The sequence below is a fragment of the Burkholderia sp. BCC1638 genome (assembly GCF_902833195.1).
GTDB classification, from domain to species: Bacteria; Pseudomonadota; Gammaproteobacteria; order Burkholderiales; family Burkholderiaceae; genus Burkholderia; species Burkholderia diffusa.
In genome coordinates this window covers 234,724-254,656 of record NZ_CADFEC010000002.1, presented here as the reverse complement: position 1 = coordinate 254,656, position 19,933 = coordinate 234,724, and the positions used below count along the sequence as shown (strand labels likewise).

Below are 19,933 nucleotides of genomic sequence, written 5' to 3'. Positions count from 1 at the left end.
GACGATGCAGCAGCCTCTTTTCCACCGCTTCTCGTCGCGCGCGTCCCGTATGTCGCGCGTGCCCGCCGTCGCGCGGCTCGCCGCCGCGTTCGTGCTGGCCGCATGCGCGCTCGGCGCGGCGCCCGCGCACGCGGAGCGCCTGAAGGACCTCGCGCAGATCCAGGGCGTGCGCGACAACCCGCTGATCGGCTATGGCCTCGTCGTCGGTCTCGACGGCACGGGCGACCAGACGATGCAGACGCCGTTCACGACGCAGACGCTCGCGAACATGCTCGCGAACCTCGGCATCTCGATCAACAACGGCTCGGCGAACGGCGGCACGTCGTCGCTGAACAACATGCAGCTGAAGAACGTCGCGGCCGTGATGGTCACCGCGACGCTGCCGCCGTTCGCGCGGCCGGGCGAGGCGCTCGACGTGACGGTCTCGTCGCTCGGCAACGCGAAGAGCCTGCGCGGCGGCACGCTGCTGCTCACGCCGCTGAAGGGCGCGGACGGCCAGGTGTACGCGCTCGCGCAGGGCAACATGGCGGTCGGCGGCGCGGGGGCGAGCGCGAACGGCAGCCGCGTGCAGGTGAACCAGCTCGCGGCCGGCCGGATCGTCGGCGGCGCGATCGTCGAGCGCTCAGTGCCGAACGCGATCGCGCAGATGAACGGCGTGCTGCAGCTGCAGCTGAACGACATGGACTACGGCACCGCGCAGCGGATCGTGTCCGCGGTCAATTCGAGCTTCGGCCCGGGCACCGCGACGGCGCTCGACGGCCGCACGATCCAGCTCGCCGCGCCGGCGGATTCCGCGCAGCAGGTCGCGTTCATGGCGCGCCTGCAGAACCTCGACGTGAGCCCGGACAAGGCCGCCGCGAAGGTGATCCTGAACGCGCGCACCGGCTCGATCGTGATGAATCAGATGGTCACGCTGCAAAGCTGCGCGGTCGCGCACGGCAACCTGTCGGTGGTCGTCAACACGCAGCCCGTGGTGTCGCAGCCGGGGCCGTTCTCGAACGGGCAGACGGTGGTCGCGCAGCAATCGCAGATCCAGCTGAAGCAGGACAGCGGCGCGCTGAAGATGGTGACGGCCGGCGCGAACCTCGCCGACGTCGTGAAGGCGCTGAACACGCTCGGCGCGACGCCCGCGGACCTGATGTCGATCCTGCAGGCGATGAAGGCGGCCGGCGCGCTGCGCGCCGATCTGGAGATCATCTAAATGGCAGCTACTCTCCCGAACGCAAACGACCTGACGCAGCGCTTCGCCCTCGACGTGCAGGGCTTCGACGCGCTGCGCGCGCAGGCGAAGCAGTCGCCGCAGGCCGGCGCGAAGGCGGTCGCGGGCCAGTTCGACGCGATGTTCACGCAGATGATGCTCAAGAGCATGCGCGACGCGTCGCCCGACGGCGGGCTGCTCGATTCGCACACGTCGAAGATGTACACGTCAATGCTCGACCAGCAGCTCGCGCAGCAGATGTCGAAGCGCGGGATCGGCGTGGCCGACGCGCTGATGAAGCAGCTGCTGCGCAACGCGGGGCAAGGCACGGGCGGCGACACGGCGGCCGACGCCGGCGCGGCCGGGCTCGGCGCGGTGGGCCTGGGTGCGGCCGGCTCGGGCACGTCGGGCAACGAAGGCAGCCTCGCCGCGATGAACGCGATGGCGCGGGCCTACGCGAACGCGGCGAACAACGGCGGGCTCGCCGGCGCGCGCGGCTACACGGCCGGCAGCGCGCTGACGCCGCCGCTGAAGGGCGCGAGCGGCGCCCAGGACGCCGACGCGTTCGTCGACCGGCTCGCCGCCCCGGCGCAGGCGGCGAGCGCGACCACCGGCATCCCGGCGCGCTTCATCGTGGGCCAGGCCGCGCTCGAATCGGGCTGGGGCAAGCGCGAGATCCGCGCGAGCGACGGCTCGACGAGCTACAACGTGTTCGGCATCAAGGCGAACAAGGGCTGGACGGGCCGCACGGTGTCGGCGCTGACGACCGAATACGTGAACGGCGCGCCGCGCCGCGTCGTCGCGAAGTTCCGCGCGTACGATTCGTACGAGCACGCGATGACCGATTATGCGAACCTGCTGAAGAACAACCCGCGCTACGCGGGCGTGCTGAGCGCGAGCCGCAGCGTCGAGGGCTTCGCGCACGGGCTGCAGAAGGCCGGCTATGCGACCGACCCGAACTACGCGAAGAAGCTGATCTCGATCATGCAGCAGATCGGCTGACGGGGCAGGGGCCGCAACGGCCCCGCCTGCCGCCCATGCTTGCAGTCTTACGGACCGCGCCCGGCACCCCGCCGCGCGCGGTTTCAACGTTTGCGCGAAAAAAACCGCCAATTCGATCTAAACTTTCGGTGAGCACTGCCGCTAAGTGTGTGAGACCTGCAACCGGGCCCTTGTTCTGGCCCGGTTTTACTGCGCACCGGTCGCCCGGGCGCCCATGAAAAAGAAAACCGGCTAGCCATGAATATCGAAACGTCGACCGATCCGAGCCTGGATGCGGGCCATTCCGGGCCCGATTACGCCCGCCGCAATCCGCTGGAGATCGGCGTGCAGCTGCGCAACCTCGTGAACCGCGGCGACTTCCTGACCGTCCAGTACCCGGGCGGCCAGCTCGTCACGCGCCTGCTCGAGGTCGACGTCGGCGCGCGCACGTTCACGTTCGACTGGGGCGCGCTGTCCGAGCAGAACGCCGGCATCCTCGGCGCGTCGCATTGCACGTTCGCGGCGGCGCCCGAAGGCGTGCGCGTCGAATTCACCACGAGCACGCCGCGCGAGACGCGCTACGAGGGGCTGCCCGCGTTCGTCGCCGATTTTCCCGACGTGCTGATGTGCATCCAGCGCCGCGAGTATTTCCGCGTCGATGCGCCGATCGTCGATCCGTTCCTGTGCCGCGGCAAGCTGCCGGACGGCGAGAGCTTCGTGTTCGAGGTGCATAACCTGTCGCTGGGCGGCGTCGGGCTGCGCACGGCCGACGAGCGCGTCGAGGCGCTCGAGGTCGGCACGCTGCTGCCGGAGGTCGAGCTCGAGCTGACCGGCCACGGCAAGCTGTCGCTCGACCTGCGGCTCGTGTCGCAGCGTTCGACGCAGATGCCGAACGGTTCGCGGCGCTTCCAGCTCGGTTTTCGCTTCATGTCGCTGCCGGGCAGCGCGGAGAACACGCTGCAGCGCCTGATCACGCAGCTCGAGATGAAGCGCCGCTCGCTCGCGCGGGCCTGACGTAATCCCTCTCGCGGCCCCGCCCGGGGCCGCTTTCGCACCGGCGCCGGCGGCGTCCGCCCGGCGGCTCGACAGACGACGCGCACGCGCGCGTCGCACGCGCATTTTTCCCTCAATTTTTCCGATCCGCGGCCGTTATACCGGGAGTCACGCAACCCGGCGGCCGCAGCGCGGCCGGCTCATCAGGATCGCGCATGTCCAACACACTCATGAACCTCGGCGTCAGCGGCCTCAATGCCGCGCTCTGGGGCCTCACGACGACCGGTCAGAACATCAGCAACGCCGCCACGCCCGGCTATTCGGTCGAACGCCCGGTCTATGCCGAGGCGAGCGGCCAGTACACGTCGAGCGGCTACATGCCGCAGGGCGTGAACACCGTCACGGTGCAGCGGCAGTACAGCCAGTACCTGAGCGACCAGCTGAACAGCGCGCAGTCGCAGGGCGGCGCGCTGTCGACGTGGTATTCGCTCGTCGCGCAGCTGAACAATTACGTCGGCAGCCCGACGGCCGGGATCTCGACCGCGATCACCGGCTATTTCACCGGCTTGCAGAATGTGGCGAACAGCGCTGCCGATCCGTCGGTGCGGCAGACCGCGATCAGCAACGCGCAGATTCTCGCGAACCAGCTCAACGCGGCCGGCCAGCAGTACGACGCGCTGCGCCAGAGCGTGAATACACAGCTCACCAGCACGGTGTCGCAGATCAACACGTACACCGCGCAGATCGCGAAGCTGAACCAGCAAATCTCGGCGGCGAGCAGCCAGGGGCAGCCGCCGAACCAGCTGATGGACCAGCGCGACCTCGCGGTGTCGAACCTGTCGAGCCTCGCAGGCGTGCAGGTGGTGCGCAACGACAGCGGCTACAGCGTGTTCCTCGCGGGCGGCCAGCCGCTCGTCCTCGCCGACAAGAGCTATCAGCTCGCGGCCGTCACGTCGCCGTCCGATCCGAGCGAGCTGACCGTCGTGTCGCAGGGGATCGCCGGCGCGAACCCGCCAGGCCCGAACCAGGCGCTGCCGGATGCATCGCTGTCGGGCGGCACGCTCGGTGGCCTGCTCGCGTTCCGCAGCCAGACGCTCAACCCCGCGCAGGCGCAACTCGGCGCGGTCGCGGCCAGCTTCGCCGCGCAGGTCAACGGGCAGAACGCGCTGGGCATCGATCTGTCCGGCAAGCCGGGTGGCAACCTGTTCACGGTGGCGGCCCCGGCCGTCTATTCGAATCAGGGCAACACTGGCAACGCATCGCTGTCCGTCTCGTTCGCCAATGCGTCGCAGCCGACGACGAGCGACTACACGCTGTCGTACGACGGCACGAACTACACGCTGACCGACCGCGCGAGCGGCGCGGTGGTCGACCAGAAGGCGGGGCCGATGCCGCTTTCGCTCGGCGGGCTGAACTTCTCGTTCTCGTCCGGCGCGATGAATGCCGGCGACCAGTTCACCGTGCTGCCGACGCGCGGCGCGCTGACCGGTTTCGGCCTCGCGACGACGAGCGGCTCGGCGATCGCGGCCGCGTCGCCGGCCATCACGTCGGCGTCGAGCACCAACATCGGCACCGGCAAGATCGCGCTGAGCGGGGTGAGCGCAGGCTACCAGGTGCCGTCGACCAAGCTGACCTACGACGCGGCGACGAAGTCGCTGTCGGGCTTCCCGGTCGGCACCACGGTGACGATCCCGGGCACGCCGCCGACGTCGGTGACGATCGCCAGTCCGACCGACCCCGTGCCGTACGACCCGTCGACCGGTGCGGCGATGACGATGTCGGGGGCGGCCGCCGGGGCGATGAACGGCGTGACCATCACGCTGTCGGGCACGCCGTCGGACGGCGATTCGTTCACGATCGGACCGTACGCGGGCGGCACGAGCGACGGCAGCAACGCGCTCGCGCTGTCGAAGCTCGTCAACGCGAAGACGCTCGGCGGCGGCACGACGACGCTCACGGGCGCCTATGCGAACTACGTGAACAACATCGGCAACGCCGCGAGCCAGCTCAAGTCGTCGAGCACCGCACAGACGGCGCTGGTCGGCCAGATCACGTCCGCGCAGCAGTCGGTGTCGGGCGTGAACCAGAACGAGGAAGCCGCGAACCTGATGCAGTACCAGCAGCTCTACCAGGCGAACGCGAAAGTGATCCAGACGGCGGCTTCGCTGTTCCAGACCGTGCTGGGCCTGTTCAGCTGAGCGGATTCGAGAGGATAGAAACGATGCGGATTTCCACGACCCAGTTCTACCAGCTGAACGTTGGCCAGATGAACGATCAGCAGGCCCAGCTCGCGCAGCTCTACCAGCAGATCTCGAGCGGCGTGAGCCTCACGACGCCGGCCGACAACCCGGTGGGCGCGGCGCAGGCCGTGCAGTTGTCGATGACGTCGGCCACGCTGTCGCAGTACGCGGCGAACCAGAGCACGGCGCTCGCGTCGCTGCAGGCCGAGGACCAGACGCTGCAGAACGTCGGCACCGTGCTCGGCAGTATTCAGTCGGTGATCGTGCGCGCCGGCGACGGTTCGCTCGCCGACAGCGACCGCGCGGCGCTCGCGACGCAGCTCGAGGGCTATCGCGACCAGTTGATGTCGCTCGCGAACGCGACGGACGGCGCGGGCAACTACCTGTTCGCCGGCTTCAAGAATGCGGCGGCGCCGTTCACGAAGAACGCGGCCGGCGGCATCAGCTACGTCGGCGATACGGGCACGCGCACGGTACAGATCGACGATTCGCGCAGCGTGCCGCAGGGCGACTCGGGCCTCGCGGTGTTCATGTCGGTGCAGGCGCTGGGCAGCTCGCCGGTCCAGGCGGCCGGCGCGAGCAACACGGGCACGGCGACCATCGGCAACGTCACGGTGACGGACCCGTCGGCCGCGACGAACGGCCATCAGTTCACGATCACCTTCGGCGGCACGGCGGCCGCGCCGACCTACACGGTGACCGACAATACGGCGTCGCCGCCGACGACCACGCCCGCGCAGGCCTACACGTCGGGCACCGCGATCGCGCTCGGCAGCGGGATGAAGGTGGCCGTGTCGGGCACGCCGGCGGTCAATGACACATTTTCGGTCACGCCCGCGCCGCAGGCAAGCGGGGTCGACGTGTTCTCGACGCTCGATTCGATGATCACGGCGTTGAAGACGCCCGTCACCGGCAACCAGACGGCGAGCGCCGCGCTGTCGAACACGATGGGCACGGCCGCGACGAAGATCAACAACTCGATGCGCAACGTCACGACGGTGCTGGCGTCGGTCGGCGGCCGCGAGCAGGAAGTCAAGGCGATGCAGGCCGTCAACCAGACCGCGGCGCTGCAGACGACCAGCAACCTGTCGGACCTGACCAGCACCAACATGGTGACGACCATCAGCCAGTACCTGCAGGTGCAGAACGCGTTGAGCGGCGCGCAGAAGGCGTATGCGCAGCTGCAGAACATGTCGCTGTTCCAGTACATCAATCCGTGATCCCCACGACATCCGCCGCGATGTGAGCGCCCGCTTACATCGCGGCGGGCTCAGGCCGGCCGCCGTCGGCCTTCATCGGCCGATCGTGCCGACCGGCACCCCGCCCGGCGGGCACGACCGCCGCACCGCGCCACCGCCGCGCCGGCGGTTCGCGCTTGCCAGCCCCATTTCCGCTCCGTAAACTCGCGCCAGATTCCAGACCGGCGCACCGTCCGCAGCCGGCGTTCGACAGGAGCCCTTTTCCCCATGTCCGATTCCTACTTCCCGCGCTGGCGGGTGCAACCGACCGGCGCCGCCTCGCGCGTGGTCGGTCCCGACGAACGCCTCGCGTGGCCGCAGATGGTCGCGATGGGCGTGCAGCACGTCGTCGCGATGTTCGGCTCGACCGTGCTCGCGCCGCTGCTGATGGGCTTCGACCCGAACCTGTGCATCTTCATGTCGGGCATCGGCACGCTGCTGTTCTTCGTGCTGGTCGGCGGCCGCGTGCCGAGCTACCTCGGTTCGAGCTTCGCGTTCATCGGCCTCGTGATCGCGGTGACGGGCTACGGCGGCAGCGGCCCGAACCCGAACATCCCCGTCGCGCTCGGCGGGATCGTCGCGTGCGGCGTCGTGTACGTCGCGCTCGGCGCGCTGGTGCAGGCGATCGGCACGCGCTGGATCGAGACGCTGATGCCGCCCGTCGTCACCGGCGCGGTGGTCGCGGTGATCGGGCTGAACCTGGCGCCGATCGCGGTCAAGGGCGTGTCGGCATCGACCTTCGACTCGGTGATGGCGCTCGTCACGGTGCTGTGCGTCGGCGGCGTCGCGGTGTTCGCGCGCGGGATGATGCAGCGCCTGCTGATCCTCGTCGGGCTGGTGATCGCGTACGTGATCTATGCGATCGCGACCAACGGGATGGGCCTCGGCAAGCCGGTCGATTTCTCGATCGTCGCGCATGCCGCGTGGTTCGGCGTGCCGAGCTTCCGTGCGCCGGTCTTCGATCCGCACGCGATGCTGATGCTCGCGCCGATCGCGGTGATCCTGGTCGCGGAGAACCTCGGCCACATCAAGGCGGTGAGCGCGATGACGGGCACCAACCTCGACCGCTACGTCGGTCGCGCGTTCATCGGCGACGGGCTCGCGACGATCGTGTCGGGCAGCGTCGGCGGCACGGGCGTGACCACCTACGCGGAGAACATCGGCGTGATGGCCGTCACGCGGATCTATTCGACGCTGGTGTTCGCGATCGCCGCGCTGATCGCGATCGGGCTGGGCTTCTCGCCGAAATTCGGCGCGGTGATCCAGACGATTCCGGGCCCGGTGCTCGGCGGCGTGTCGATCGTCGTGTTCGGGCTGATCGCGGTGACGGGCGCGCGGATCTGGGTCGTCAACAAGGTCGACTTCTCCGACAACCGCAACCTGATCGTCGCGGCCGTCACGCTGGTGCTCGGCGCCGGCGACTTCTCGCTGAAGTTCGGCGGCTTCGGGCTCGGCGGGATCGGCACGGCGACGTTCGGCGCGATCATCCTGTACGCGATCCTGCGCAAGGAAAAGGAACCGGGCCCGGTGGTCTGACCTTGGCAGCGGGCGGTGCAACGCCGCCCGCCGGCACGTAATTACGCGCCGATATTCGACTGCGCCTGCAGCCACGCGCAGAACTGCGCGACGAGCGCATCGCCGGCCGGCGCGCCCGGCGCGATCCACCAGTAGCTGCGCGTCGCGATGCGCGGCCCGGGCAGCGGCATCACGAGGCGGCCGCTCGCGAGCTCGTCGTCGATCAGCGGCAGCGGGCCGAGCGCGACGCCCAGCCCGTCGACGGCCGCCTGCAGCGCCAGGTAGAAGTGATCGAACGACTGCCGCTTGCGCCCCTTCATCGTCACGCCGGCCGCCGCGAACCAGTCGCGCCAACCTTCCGGCCGCGTGTCCGAATGCAGCAGCACGTGCCGCGCGAGATCGTCCGCTCGGGCGATCGGCGCGCGCTTGAGCAGCGCGGGGCTGCAAACCGGAATCACGCTTTCGTCGAGGAAGTGGCCGCTCGTGCAGTTCGGCCAGGGGCCGGGGCCGCGGCGGATCGCGACGTCGAAACCGTCGAGCATGTCGAGCGGCGCGTTCGACGTGGACAGCTTCAGCTCGACGTTCGGCACGTCGCGCTGGAACCGCGACAGGCGCGGCAGCAGCCATTTCATCGCGAAGGTCGGCAGCGCATTGATGCGCAGCACGCGCGCGGCACCGGTGTTGCGCAGCTGCTCGGTGGCGAGCGCGATGCTGTCGAACGCGGCACGGACGGTATCCAGATAGCGGCGGCCTTCGTCGGTGAGCTTCACGCGCTTGCCGTAGCGGTGGAACACCGGCTTGCCGAGCCACGCCTCGAACCCGGCGATCTGCCGGCTGATGGCACCGTGAGTCACATGCAGTTCGTCGCCGGCGGCGCTGAAGCTTTCGTGTCGTGCCGCTGCTTCAAAGGCCCGAAGCGCGGAAAAGGGCGGGAGGTCGCGTGCCATGCTTGTGATTCTAGATCACAAGGGCGCGTCGATAAAATCGTTTTGCCGGGGTGCGGAACGGCGGTAATCTCGGGACACCGTTTGATGAGGACCCCCATGCAATCCGTTTCTCCGCCGCCCGCCGCATCCCCGCGCCGGATCGGCCTCGCCGAGCTGTTCACCGGCTTCCTGTCGCTCGGCCTGATGTCGTTCGGCGGCGCGCTGCCGTTCGCGCGGCGCACGATCGTCGACGAGCGCAAATGGCTCACCGCCGACGAATTCACCGATCTGCTCGGGCTGTGCCAGTTCCTGCCGGGCGGCAACGTGATCAACCTGTCGGTCGCCGTCGGCATGCGCTTTCGCGGCGTCGCGGGCGCGTTCGCCGGCATTCTCGGGCTGATCGCGGGCCCGACGCTCGTGGTCGTCGCGCTCGGCGTGCTGTATGCGAAGACGCAGGGCGATCCGCGCGTGCAGCACCTGTTCGGCGGGCTTGCCGCCGCGGCCGCGGGCCTGCTCGTCGCGATGGCCGTGAAGGTCGTGAAACCGCTGCTGCACGCGCCGCGCACCGCGGCCGGCATCGCGGCGCTCGCGTTCGTCGCGATCGCGGTGCTGCGCATTCCGCTCCTGACCACGATGCTGGTGCTGACGCCCCTGAGCATCTGGCTCGCGTCGCGGCGGCGCGATACGCCGGCACCGCAGCACGCCGCCGCGCGCGACGGAGGCCGGTCATGAACGACACGCTGATCGCGATCGCGACGATCTTCAGCCAGCTTTCGCTGCTCGCATTCGGCGGCGGCAACACGATCCTGCCGGAGATGCAGCGGCAAGTTGTCGACGTGCACCACTGGATGAGCGCGCACGAATTCACCGCGCTGTTCGCGCTCGCGCAGGCCGCGCCGGGGCCGAACATGATGATCGTGTCGCTGGTCGGCTGGCACGTGGCCGGCTGGGCCGGGCTGCTGGTCGCGTCGATCGCGAAGTTCGGGCCGTCGTCGCTCGTCACGGTGCTGGCGCTGCACGCGTGGGAGCGCTTTCGCGACCGGCCGTGGCGCCGCTACGTGCAGCAGGGGCTGATGCCGGTCACGGCCGGGCTCGTCGCGGCCAGCGCGGTGCTGATCTCGGAAGCGTCGAACCGCACCGCGATCCAGTGGGGCATCACCGCCGCATGCGCGGTGCTCGCGTGGCGCACGCGCATCCATCCGCTATGGCTGCTCGCGGCCGGCGCGCTGATCGGGCTCACCGGCATCGGCCAGTGAGCGAAGGACAAGCTGTCTCCCGTCCCGCATACTGGCGCGAATATTCACGGGAGGATCGATGGATCTCGACGGCGCCAGCCGCAATCTCACTGTCGCCGCGTTGCTCACGCTGTCCGGCGGCTACCTCGACGCGTACACGTACGTCGGTCACGGCCACGTGTTCGCGAACACGATGACCGGCAACGTCGCGCTGCTCGGTATCAATCTGTCGGCCGGCGAATGGGCGGCCGCGCTGCATCACGTGCCGCCGCTCGGCGGCTTCGTGGTCGCGGTATTCGTCGCGCACCTGCTCGGTCTCGCCGCGCGGCGCGGCTGGATGCGCCACACCGCGTTCGCGAGCCTGATCGTCGAGATCGCGTTTCTCGGCATTGCCGCGAGCGGGCTCGTCGGCGCATCGAGCGCGTGGCTGATTCCCGGCATCTCATTCGTTGCAACGCTGCAGACGCTGTCCTTCACCCATCTCGAGGAACTGTCGTACACGTCGGTGATGACGACCGGCAATCTGCGGCGCGCCGCGCAGAAGCTGTTCGTCGGGCTGATTCCGCGCTACGACGCGGGCGCGCTGCACGACTCGGCGCTGCTGGCGACGATCAGCTTCTGCTTCCTGGCCGGCGCGGTGGTCGGCGGCTTCGCGACGCGGCTCGTGCCGGACGTCGCGCTGTGGGGCGCGGTGCTGCTGCTGGCGGGCGCGTTCGCGGAAATCGTGCGGCGGGCGCGGCGGGCGGGCGGCGGGAGCGATCGTGGCGATGCGGCGGCCGGCAACGGCAGCAGCGGCGCCAACCCCGACGGCGGGACGTCGCAGCCCGCCTGACGTGTGCAGGGCCGCCACCATGCGGCCTGCCGGTGCGCCGCGTGACCGAATTCCCGGTTCATCGCGTCACCGACCCGCGACACGACCCGAACGCCAGCCGGCTGCCCCGGCCGATCCTTACGGCATCAGCCCTCGTTTCGCCATCGCCGCACCCCGCGTCCGTTACGCGCGAGGCAAGCCTGGTGCGGGACCGTTGTTGTTCCAGGGCGACAATCGCGCGTTACCGCGCATTTCAATTTCTTTCAGGGCGCGCACTGGTCTTATGATTCAGCCCACATCGCGCGCGCCATGAACGTGCGCGATCGCCACCCGGCTGCGCACGCGGCCGGCCATGAATGGAGACACCTACAAATAGGAAAGCTCATGAAGCAGACCACCCGACTCGCAGCCATCGCAGGGGGCGCGGCACTGGCCTTCGCCAGCCAGTACGCAGCAGCACAAAGCTCGGTCACGCTCTGGGGCGTCGCCGACGTCAGCGTTCGCTATCTGACCAACGCAAACGCCAAGAACGACGGCCTGCTGTCGATGACCAACGGCGCGATCACCAACAGCCGCTTCGGCATCTACGGCACGGAAGACCTCGGCGGCGGCCTGAAGGCCCTGTTCAAGCTCGAAAGCGGCGTGAACCTGCAGAACGGCGCATTCGCCGACAGCGGCCGCCTGTTCAACCGTGCGGCATACGTCGGCCTGGACAGCCCGTACGGCACGGTGACCCTCGGCCGCCAGAAGACGCCGCTGTTCGACCTGCTGTCGGACACCTACGATCCACTGACGGTCGGCAACTACTTCGAAAATGCATGGCTGCCGGTCGCACTCGGCGGCGGCCTGTATGCGGACAACCAGATCAAGTACACGGGCACGTTCGCGGGCCTGACCGCGAAGGCGATGTACTCGACGGGCACGAACTACGAATCGACCGGCGCGGGCGGCTTCTCGGGCCAGATCCCGGGCTCGCTCGGCAAGGGCAATGCATGGGGCGTGTCGCTGTCGTACGTGATGGGCCCGCTCAGCATCGCCGCCGGCGCGCAGCAGAACAGCGACAACTCCGCACGCAAGCAGACGATCTACCACGCGAACGTCGTGTACGCGTTCAGCAAGGCGAAGGTCTATGCGGGCTACCTGCGCTCGAAGGACGACACCGGATTCGTCGACAGCCTGCTCGCGCAGCAGTCGATTCCGGTCGCGAAGGGCACGGGCCGGATCGACGATGGTCCGTTCGCGGGCGTGAGCTGGCAGGTCAGCACGCCGCTGACGCTGACCGGCGCGTTCTACTACGACCACATGCGCAACGCGATGACCACGAACGGCACGCTCGCGAGCGGCAACCGCTACGCGATCGTCGGCATCGCCGAATACGCGCTCAGCAAGCGCACTGAAGTCTACGGCACCATCGACTTCAACAAGACGAACGGCGCGGCGAACGTCGAACTGCCGGGTCGCAGCAACCAGACCGGCATCGCGATCGGCCTGCGCAATATCTTCTGACGAAAATCGGAACGCACGCGCCGGCTCACGCTCGGCGCGCATCGAAGAGGCTCCTGCGGGAGCCTCTTTTTTTCGTCACGCGCCCTTCATGCGCGCGGACGACCATTCAGCGATCGCTCCATCGGGAACGGCCCGCCCGTAAGGATTCCGTCGGCATTCCAGAACATACTTTGACAGTGCGCGCGAAGCGATTCCGCTACGCTGCGTGCAGGGCCCGCCGCGTGCCGCGACGCACGCGCGGGCGTGGTTCCGGCGCGCGTTTCGCGTGCGGCCGGCCTGGTGCGTAACTTGTGTATCCGGTGATGACAAACACGGTCTGCCGGTTTTTTTCGTGGGACGATGCGCTCACGATTTTCTTGAAAGGGGATGACGATGGGTATCCTGAACACCGTGGGTGAAATCGCTGGCGCCGTGGCAGCCGTCGAGGCGGCCGAGAAGGTCGATCCGGATGCGGGCCTGCTGACCAAGGCGGCGGCGGCCGTCGCCGGCTTCAAGGGCGCCGAGGCGATCGAAGGCATGCTCGAGAAGAAGGAAGAGCAGCCCCAGCAGGCGGACGATACGCAGGCGACGGACGGCAGCGACACGTCGCAGGCCTGAGCATGGCGGCCGGTCCTGCCGCGGGTGCGCTGTTCGCGCGCCCGGACGGACCGGTGCCGCGCGGCCGGCAGGCCGGGCATGTGGTCGATCGGTGACGCATGGCACACCCGGCAGCTGGTTTGACCGGCGAGAGGCGACGTCTCTCGCCGTTTTTTATATGGCGGACGTCCTGCGGCGCCACGTTCCACACGAATTCCCGAATCTTGTTATCGTGCCGTCATCCGAACTGCGATGAGGGCTTGCGATGGATTTCGACTACGACCTGTTCGTCATCGGGGCCGGCTCCGGCGGCGTGAGGCTCGCCCGGATGTCGGCGTCATACGGCGCGCGCGTCGGCATAGCGGAAGAAGAGCAGATCGGCGGCACCTGCGTGCTGCGCGGCTGCATTCCGAAGAAGCTGCTCGTCTACGCATCGCACTATCCGCACGAGCTCGAGGACGCGAAGGGCTTTGGCTGGACCTTCGGCGCCGGCACGCTCGACTGGCCCGCGCTGATCGCCGCGAAGGATCGCGAGATCAACCGGCTCAGTGACATCTACATCAACCTGCTGCAGCAATCCGGCGTCGCGATGCACGCGGGGCGCGCGACCCTCGTCGACGCGCATACGGTCGCGATCGGCGATCGTACGATCCGCGCGCGCCACATCGCGATTGCGACCGGTTCGCGCCCGGCGCTGCCGCCGCGGCCCGGCATCGAGCATGCGATCACGTCGCGCGAGGCGCTGTCGCTCGCGACGCTGCCCGCACGCATCGCGGTGGTCGGCGGCGGCTATATCGCGGTCGAGTTCGCGGGCATCTTCAACGGCGTCGGCAGCCAGGTCGATCTCTTCTATCGCGGCGAGAAGATCCTGCGCGGCTTCGACGACGACATGCGTCAATTCCTGACCGACGAAATGACCAAGCAAGGCGTCGCGATCCATGCGCGCGCCGTGGTCGAATCGATCGCGCGCGCGGACGACGGCACGCTCTCCGTGCGTGTCGGCGACGCGCAGCACGGCCCGTACGACGCGGTGCTCTACGCGACCGGCCGCGTGCCGAACGTCGACGGGCTCGGGCTCGAACGGGCGGGCGTCATGCTCGACGCGCGCGGCGCGATCGCCGTCGATGCGTATTCGGCGACGTCGGTGCCGTCGATCCACGCGATCGGCGACGTGACGTCGCGGCCGCAGCTCACGCCGGTGGCGACCCGCGACGGCGGCCTGCTCGCGCGGACGCTGTTCGGCGGCACGCGCGTCGCGGTCGATCACGATTACGTGCCGTCGGCCGTGTTCAGCCAGCCCGAGATCGCGACGGTCGGCCTGACCGAGGCCGATGCGCGTCGCCTGCACGACGAGGTCGACATCTACCGAACGTCGTTCAAGGCGCTGCGCCACACGCTGTCCGGCCGCGACGAGCGCACGCTGATGAAGCTCGTGGTCGCGCGCGACAGCCAGCGCGTGATCGGCGCGCACATGGTCGGCCGCGATGCGGGCGAGATCATCCAGGGCATCGCGATCGCGATCCGCGCGGGCGCGACGAAGGCGCAGTTCGACGACACGATCGGCATTCACCCGACCGCGGCCGAGGAATTCGTGACGATGCGACAGAAAGTGGCCGACTGACCGCAATCGGCGCGCCGGCTTGCGGGCCGGCGCGGGCGTCGCGCGCGCTCGGCCGGCGTGTGACGCGCAACGGATCCGCGACGATTCGTAAAGAACGTCAATTCTTCCAGGGAAATGCCGTCTCGATAATCAGGCTTGGTATCATCGGCCAAAATCATATTCGGGGCCGATCATGCGCGATCAACAGCGCAGTAGACAGAATCACGGGGTAGCCGGCGCAAGCGGGGTGGTCGATCCATGCGCCGCGCGTTCGCATCTTGCCGCAGCACGTCCGTTGCGCGCACCTTCCCTTCGCATGCCGCCATCTCCATCGCCATCCGGGCGATGAAGTCGCGCACGCCGATGCGTGCCCCAACCGTTTCGATCACCGCATCGACCGCCGGCTCGTCAACGAGCCGGCACGCCCGTTCCGGGCAATCTTTTCACGCAAGGAGACCAGCAGTGAACATTCAGACACGACGCACCGTTCTCGTGGCGGCGGCGCTCGTCGCGGCGCTGTCCGGCTGCGCGACCGAATCGTCGCGCACGCTCGACGTGCCGGCCGTGAGCAGCGCGCAGAAGCCGTATGCGGGCAAGCCCGTCGCGATCGCCGTCGGCAAGTTCGACAACCGCTCGAGCTACATGCGCGGCATCTTCTCGGACGGCATCGACCGCCTCGGCGGACAGGCGAAGACGATCCTCGTCACGCGCCTGCAGCAGAGCCACCGCTTCAACGTGCTCGATCGCGAGAACCTCGACGAGATCAAGCAGGAAGCCGGCTTCATGAAGAAGGCGCAGGCCGTGAAGGGCGCGAACTACGTCGTGACCGGCGACGTGACCGAGTTCGGCCGCAAGGACGTCGGCGATCACCAGCTGTTCGGCATCCTCGGCCGCGGCAAGACGCAGGTCGCGTATGCGAAGGTCAACCTGAACATCGTCGACACGACGACGTCGGAAGTCGTCGCGTCGAGCCAGGGCGCGGGCGAGTTCAGCCTGTCGAACCGGGAAGTGATCGGCTTCGGCGGCACGGCCGGTTACGACTCGACGCTCAACGGCAAGGTGCTGGACCTTGCGATCCAGGAAGCCGTGAATCATCTCGTCGACCAGGTCGACGCCGGCACGCTGAAGGCGCCGAAATAAGCGCCCCAGCCATTGCAGCAGCGCGCGCCGGGGCCGGCGCCGCGCTGGACCGATCGACAACGACATCAAAAGAGAACAGACCATGAAACGGGGTAACTGGCTGCCGGCAACGGCCGCCGCCTTGCTGCTCGCCGGCTGCGCGAGCTCCACGCCGCCGCTTTATCAGTGGAACGGCTATCAGCCGCAGGTGTACGAATATTTCAAGGGGCAGAAGTCGCCGCAGGAGCAGATCGACGCGCTCGAAAAGGCGCTGCAGGAGATTCGCGCGAAGGGCAAGATGCCGCCGCCGGGCTTCCATGCGCATCTGGGGATGCTGTACGCGAGCGTCGGCAACGAGCAGCAGGCCGAGCAGGAACTGCAGGCCGAGAAGCAGTCGTTCCCGGAATCGTCGACCTTCATGGATTTTCTGATGAAGAAAAAGACCGACGCGTCGAAGGCAGCGGTTCAGAAGCCGGCCGCCCAGGCGATCGCCGGCCAGAAGGATACCGCCTCGACCACCGCCAAACAGTAACGCGCCCGCCATGTTCAAGACACTCTCATTCAAGCTGATGTCCGTGCTGTCGATCGTCGCGCTGCTGAGCGCGTGCGCGCAGCCGGTGAAACGACCCGACTACACGGCGTTCAAGAAGAGCCAGCCGCGCTCGATCCTCGTCCTGCCGCCCATCAACGAAACGTCCGACGTGGCGGCGACCTACGGGATGCTGTCGCAGATGACGCTGCCGCTCGCCGAATCCGGCTATTACGTCGTGCCGGTCGCCGTGATGGACGAGACGTTCAAGCAGAACGGCCTGACCAACGCGGCCGAGATCCAGCAGACGCCGCCCGCGAAGCTGCGCGAGATCTTCGGTGCGGATGCCGCGCTGTATTCGAAGGTGTCGCAGTACGGCACCGTCTACCGGATCCTTGCGAGCGCAACGGTCGTGTCGGCCTCGGCGAAGCTCGTCGACCTGCGTACCGGCGACGTGCTGTGGCAGGGCCGGGCGAGCGCGAGCAGCGACGAAGGCGGCAACAACGGCGGCGGCGGCCTGATCGGCATGCTGGTGGTGGCGGCGGTCAAGCAGATCGCGAATACGCTGATGGACCAGAGCCATGACGTCGCCGCGTTCACCAGCACGCGGCTGCTGTCGGCCGGTCCGCCCAACGGGCTGCTGTACGGTCCGCATTCGCCGAAGTTCGGAACGGACTGATCGGCGCATGTCGTACGCGGCGCGCGGGGACGTTACGTGCCCGACGCACCGATGTCATGCGATTCGATTGCACGGCCGCGCGTGTTGCGCGGCCGTTTTTCGTTTCGCTCCGATGCGGCCCGCTCAATGCATACCGAATGCGTCGAGCAGCCGGTACCAGCTCATCGCGAGCACCAGCGCCGGCGTGCGCAGCGTCGCGCCACCGGGGAAGTCGCGATGCCGGATCTTGCCGAACAGGTCGAAGCGGCTCGCCTGGCCGTCGATCGCCTCGGCGATCAGCTTGCCCGCGAGCGCGGTCGTGTTCACGCCGTGCCCCGAGAAGCCCTGCGCGAAATACATCGTCGGCGCGACGCGCCCGAAGTGCGGCGCGCGGTTCATCGTGATGTCGACGAAGCCGCCCCATGCGTAGTCGACCTTGACGTCCGCGAGCTGCGGGAACGTCTTCAGCATGTCCGCGCGCATCGCCGCCGCGAGATCGCGCGGCTCCCGTGTCGAATAGCTGACCTTGCCGCCCCACACGAGCCGCGTGTCGGGCGCCGGCCGGAAATAGTCGAGCACGAAGCGGCTGTCGCAGATCGCCGCGCGCGCGGGCATCAGCGCGGCGGCGCGCGCTTCGCCGAGCGGCTCGGTGGCGATCACGTAGGTGCCGACCGGCATGATCTTCTTCGACAGCGCGGGCGCGAGCGTGCCGACGTACGTATTGCACGCGAGCACGACGAAGCGCGCGCGCACCTGCCCCTGGCCGGTTTCGACGACGTGCCCGCCCGACACGTCGCGCACGCGCGTCACGCAACTGTCCTCGTGGATCCGCACGCCGGCGTCCGTCGCCGCACGCGCGAGCCCGAGCGTGTAGTTCAGCGGATGCAGGTGGCCGCTGTCGGGGTCGTACAGGCCGCCGCGATAGCGCGCCGACTGCACGTAGTCGCCTAGCTCGTCCGCTTCGACGAAATGGAAGCGGTCGTAGCCGAAGCGCTTCGCGGTCTCGTCGCGCCAGCGCTTCAGCGCATCGGCGTCGCGTTCGGTGTTCGCGGCGGTCAGATAGCCGGGCACGAGCGAGCAGTCGATGTCGTGCCGCGCGATGCGCGACTTCACGAGCGACAGCGTTTCGAGCCCCATGTCCCAGATCCGCTTCACGTCGCCTTCCGGCATGAAGTTGCCGAACGTGTCGATGTCGCATGCGAAGCCGCCGATCAGCTGGCCGCCGTTGCGCCCGCTCGCGGCCCATCCGACCCGCGACGCTTCGAGCACGGTCACCGAATGACCGCGCTCGGCGAGGTTGAGCGCGGCGGACAAACCGGTGAGGCCCGCACCGATCACGCACACGTCGGCGTCGGTCGTGCCGGCGAGCGGCGCATGGCGGGTCGTATCGTTGGCGGTCGCCGCGTAGTACGACGCGACGTGCGGCTGGTTGGCGAATGTCTGCATGATCAGGAAAGCGAATGAAGGGGACTCAGAACAGCTCGCGCACGCGGTGATACAGAATCCCGAGTTCGAGCGCGGGCTGTCGCCACGCGTCGCCGCCGGGAAAGCGCCGGTGGCGCAGCTGCGCGAACAGGTCGAACGCGCGGGGGTCGCCCGCGATCGCGCCGGCGATTGTGCGTCCGGCGATGCCGGTCAGCGCGACGCCGTGCCCGCTGAAGCCCTGGACGTAGAAGAAGTTCGGATCGAGCGCGCCGAAGTCCGGCGCGCGGTTGCGCGTGACATCGACGAAGCCGCCCCACGCGTGGTCGACGCGCACGTCGGCGAGCTGCGGGAACACGCCGACCATGCGCTGACGGATCGTTTCGGCGAGCGTGTCGGGCGACGCGCCCGCGGAGTTCGCGCGGCCGCCGAACAGCATGCGATGGTCCGCGGACAGCCGGAAATAGTCGAGGAAGAAGTTGTTGTCGCACACGGCTTCGCGCTGCGCGATCAGCGCGTCGGCGCGCGCGCGGCCGAGCGGTTCGGTCGCGATGATGTACGACGCGATCGGCGCGATGCGCGCGGCGGTGGCGGCCGGCAGGATGCCGCCGGGGCCCGCGTTGCAGCACGACACGACGAAGCGGCAGCGCACTTCGCCCGACGGCGTGCGCACGACCGGCCGCACGCCGCGCACGACGTCGAGCGCGGGCGTGTGCGCATGGAGCGCGACGCCTTCGCGGCGCGCGGCGTCGGCGAGGCCGAGGCAATACTTGAGCGGATGCAGATGGCCCGACAGTGGATCGTAGACGCCCGCCAGATAGCGGGACGACGCGATGCGCGCACGGATCGCACCGGTGTCGAGCCACGACAGCGACGGATGGCCCCAGCGCGACGTCGCGGCATCCATCCACGCGCGCAGGTCGTCGATGCGGCGCGGCTTCGTCGCAACCGTCAGGTAGCCGCGCGTGAAGTCGCAGTCGATTCCATGGCGCGCGATCCGCTCGGCGATCAGCGCGACGCCGTCGAGCGACAGCGACCACGCGGCACGCGCACCGGCGGCGCCGAGCTGCCGCTCGATCACCTCGTCTTTCGCGAAGCCCGTGATTGCCTGGCCGCCGTTGCGGCCGGACGCGCCCCAGCCGGGCCGGTGCGCATCGATCACGGCGACCGACAGCCCGCGCGCGCGGCAATCGAGCGCCGTCGACAAGCCCGCGAAGCCCGCGCCGATCACGCACACGTCGACGTCGATCGCGTCTTCCAACACGGGATCGTCGACCGCGGGGCGCGCGGCGGTCGCTTCGTAGTACGAGTCGCGCGCGAGCGCGTCGGCGCGGGCGGTGAAAGACTGCGTCATCAAACCGACTCCCTCGAGGACGGCCGGCGTCG

General features: G+C 68.7%; 18 protein-coding genes. 15 read left to right on the top strand and 3 right to left on the bottom strand.

Annotated elements, in window-relative coordinates:
- Positions 1-4 precede the first annotated feature (4 nt).
- From HWX22_RS02995 to HWX22_RS02970, 6 genes are all read left to right on the top strand, one after another.
- Entirely contained in the window at positions 5-1,201 is a 1,197-nt protein-coding gene (locus tag HWX22_RS02995) for a flagellar basal body P-ring protein FlgI (protein ID WP_244135182.1), read from the top strand.
- Entirely contained in the window at positions 1,202-2,200 is a 999-nt protein-coding gene (gene flgJ / locus HWX22_RS02990; RefSeq protein WP_059535095.1) for a flagellar assembly peptidoglycan hydrolase FlgJ, read from the top strand.
- A gap of 237 nt (positions 2,201-2,437) precedes the next feature.
- Complete coding sequence (locus HWX22_RS02985; protein ID WP_059535097.1) at positions 2,438-3,193, top strand: flagellar brake protein; 756 nt, start codon at positions 2,438-2,440, stop codon at positions 3,191-3,193.
- A gap of 194 nt (positions 3,194-3,387) precedes the next feature.
- On the top strand, positions 3,388-5,370 hold the full coding sequence (gene flgK / locus HWX22_RS02980) for a flagellar hook-associated protein FlgK (RefSeq protein WP_175915016.1): 1,983 nt from the start codon (positions 3,388-3,390) through the stop codon (positions 5,368-5,370).
- 23 nt (positions 5,371-5,393) lie between these two features.
- Entirely contained in the window at positions 5,394-6,632 is a 1,239-nt protein-coding gene (flgL, locus tag HWX22_RS02975) for a flagellar hook-associated protein FlgL (protein WP_059819908.1), read from the top strand.
- A gap of 246 nt (positions 6,633-6,878) precedes the next feature.
- A complete protein-coding gene (locus HWX22_RS02970) occupies positions 6,879-8,186 on the top strand; it encodes a solute carrier family 23 protein (RefSeq protein ID WP_059691967.1) in 1,308 nt (435 codons plus the stop codon).
- Between the two features lie 41 nt (positions 8,187-8,227).
- Here HWX22_RS02970 and HWX22_RS02965 read toward each other — a convergent pair whose 3' ends face one another.
- Positions 8,228-9,112, bottom strand: coding sequence for a transcriptional regulator GcvA (locus HWX22_RS02965; RefSeq protein WP_059535104.1), 885 nt, complete (start codon positions 9,110-9,112; stop codon positions 8,228-8,230).
- 96 nt (positions 9,113-9,208) lie between these two features.
- Between HWX22_RS02965 and HWX22_RS02960 the strand changes: the two genes are divergently transcribed.
- The 9 genes from HWX22_RS02960 (at position 9,209) to HWX22_RS02920 (ending at position 17,146) form a co-directional block, all read left to right on the top strand.
- Positions 9,209-9,823 carry a chromate transporter gene (locus HWX22_RS02960; RefSeq protein ID WP_059819906.1) on the top strand — a complete coding sequence of 205 codons (615 nt, stop codon included), beginning with the start codon at positions 9,209-9,211 and terminating at the stop codon, positions 9,821-9,823.
- The gene (locus tag HWX22_RS02955) at positions 9,820-10,347 is read left to right on the top strand and encodes a chromate transporter (protein ID WP_059535107.1); all 528 of its coding nucleotides are present in this window, start codon (positions 9,820-9,822) and stop codon (positions 10,345-10,347) included. Before HWX22_RS02960 ends, HWX22_RS02955 begins: the two co-directional genes overlap by 4 nt.
- Before the next feature lie 58 nt (positions 10,348-10,405).
- On the top strand, positions 10,406-11,158 hold the full coding sequence (locus tag HWX22_RS02950; protein ID WP_059535108.1) for a YoaK family protein: 753 nt from the start codon (positions 10,406-10,408) through the stop codon (positions 11,156-11,158).
- A 363-nt stretch (positions 11,159-11,521) separates the two neighbouring features.
- Positions 11,522-12,643, top strand: coding sequence for a porin (locus HWX22_RS02945; protein ID WP_059535109.1), 1,122 nt, complete (start codon positions 11,522-11,524; stop codon positions 12,641-12,643).
- A 372-nt stretch (positions 12,644-13,015) separates the two neighbouring features.
- On the top strand, positions 13,016-13,240 hold the full coding sequence (locus tag HWX22_RS02940) for a hypothetical protein (protein WP_014895816.1): 225 nt from the start codon (positions 13,016-13,018) through the stop codon (positions 13,238-13,240).
- Between the two features lie 244 nt (positions 13,241-13,484).
- Positions 13,485-14,840, top strand: a complete 1,356-nt coding sequence (gene gor, locus HWX22_RS02935) for a glutathione-disulfide reductase (RefSeq protein ID WP_175910544.1) — start codon at positions 13,485-13,487, stop codon at positions 14,838-14,840.
- 447 nt (positions 14,841-15,287) lie between these two features.
- A complete protein-coding gene (locus tag HWX22_RS02930) occupies positions 15,288-15,959 on the top strand; it encodes a CsgG/HfaB family protein (protein ID WP_208456479.1) in 672 nt (223 codons plus the stop codon).
- Between the two features lie 82 nt (positions 15,960-16,041).
- Positions 16,042-16,470, top strand: a complete 429-nt coding sequence (locus HWX22_RS02925; RefSeq protein ID WP_175910546.1) for a DUF4810 domain-containing protein — start codon at positions 16,042-16,044, stop codon at positions 16,468-16,470.
- 10 nt (positions 16,471-16,480) lie between these two features.
- A complete protein-coding gene (locus HWX22_RS02920) occupies positions 16,481-17,146 on the top strand; it encodes a DUF799 domain-containing protein (protein ID WP_059535116.1) in 666 nt (221 codons plus the stop codon).
- Between the two features lie 123 nt (positions 17,147-17,269).
- On the opposite strand, the gene HWX22_RS02915 is transcribed toward HWX22_RS02920, so the two are convergent.
- Together HWX22_RS02915 and HWX22_RS02910 are read right to left on the bottom strand one after the other, a co-directional pair.
- Positions 17,270-18,571, bottom strand: coding sequence for an FAD-binding oxidoreductase (locus HWX22_RS02915; RefSeq protein ID WP_175915014.1), 1,302 nt, complete (start codon positions 18,569-18,571; stop codon positions 17,270-17,272).
- 25 nt (positions 18,572-18,596) lie between these two features.
- The gene (locus HWX22_RS02910; RefSeq protein ID WP_175915013.1) at positions 18,597-19,901 is read right to left on the bottom strand and encodes an FAD-binding oxidoreductase; all 1,305 of its coding nucleotides are present in this window, start codon (positions 19,899-19,901) and stop codon (positions 18,597-18,599) included.
- Positions 19,902-19,933 lie beyond the last annotated feature (32 nt).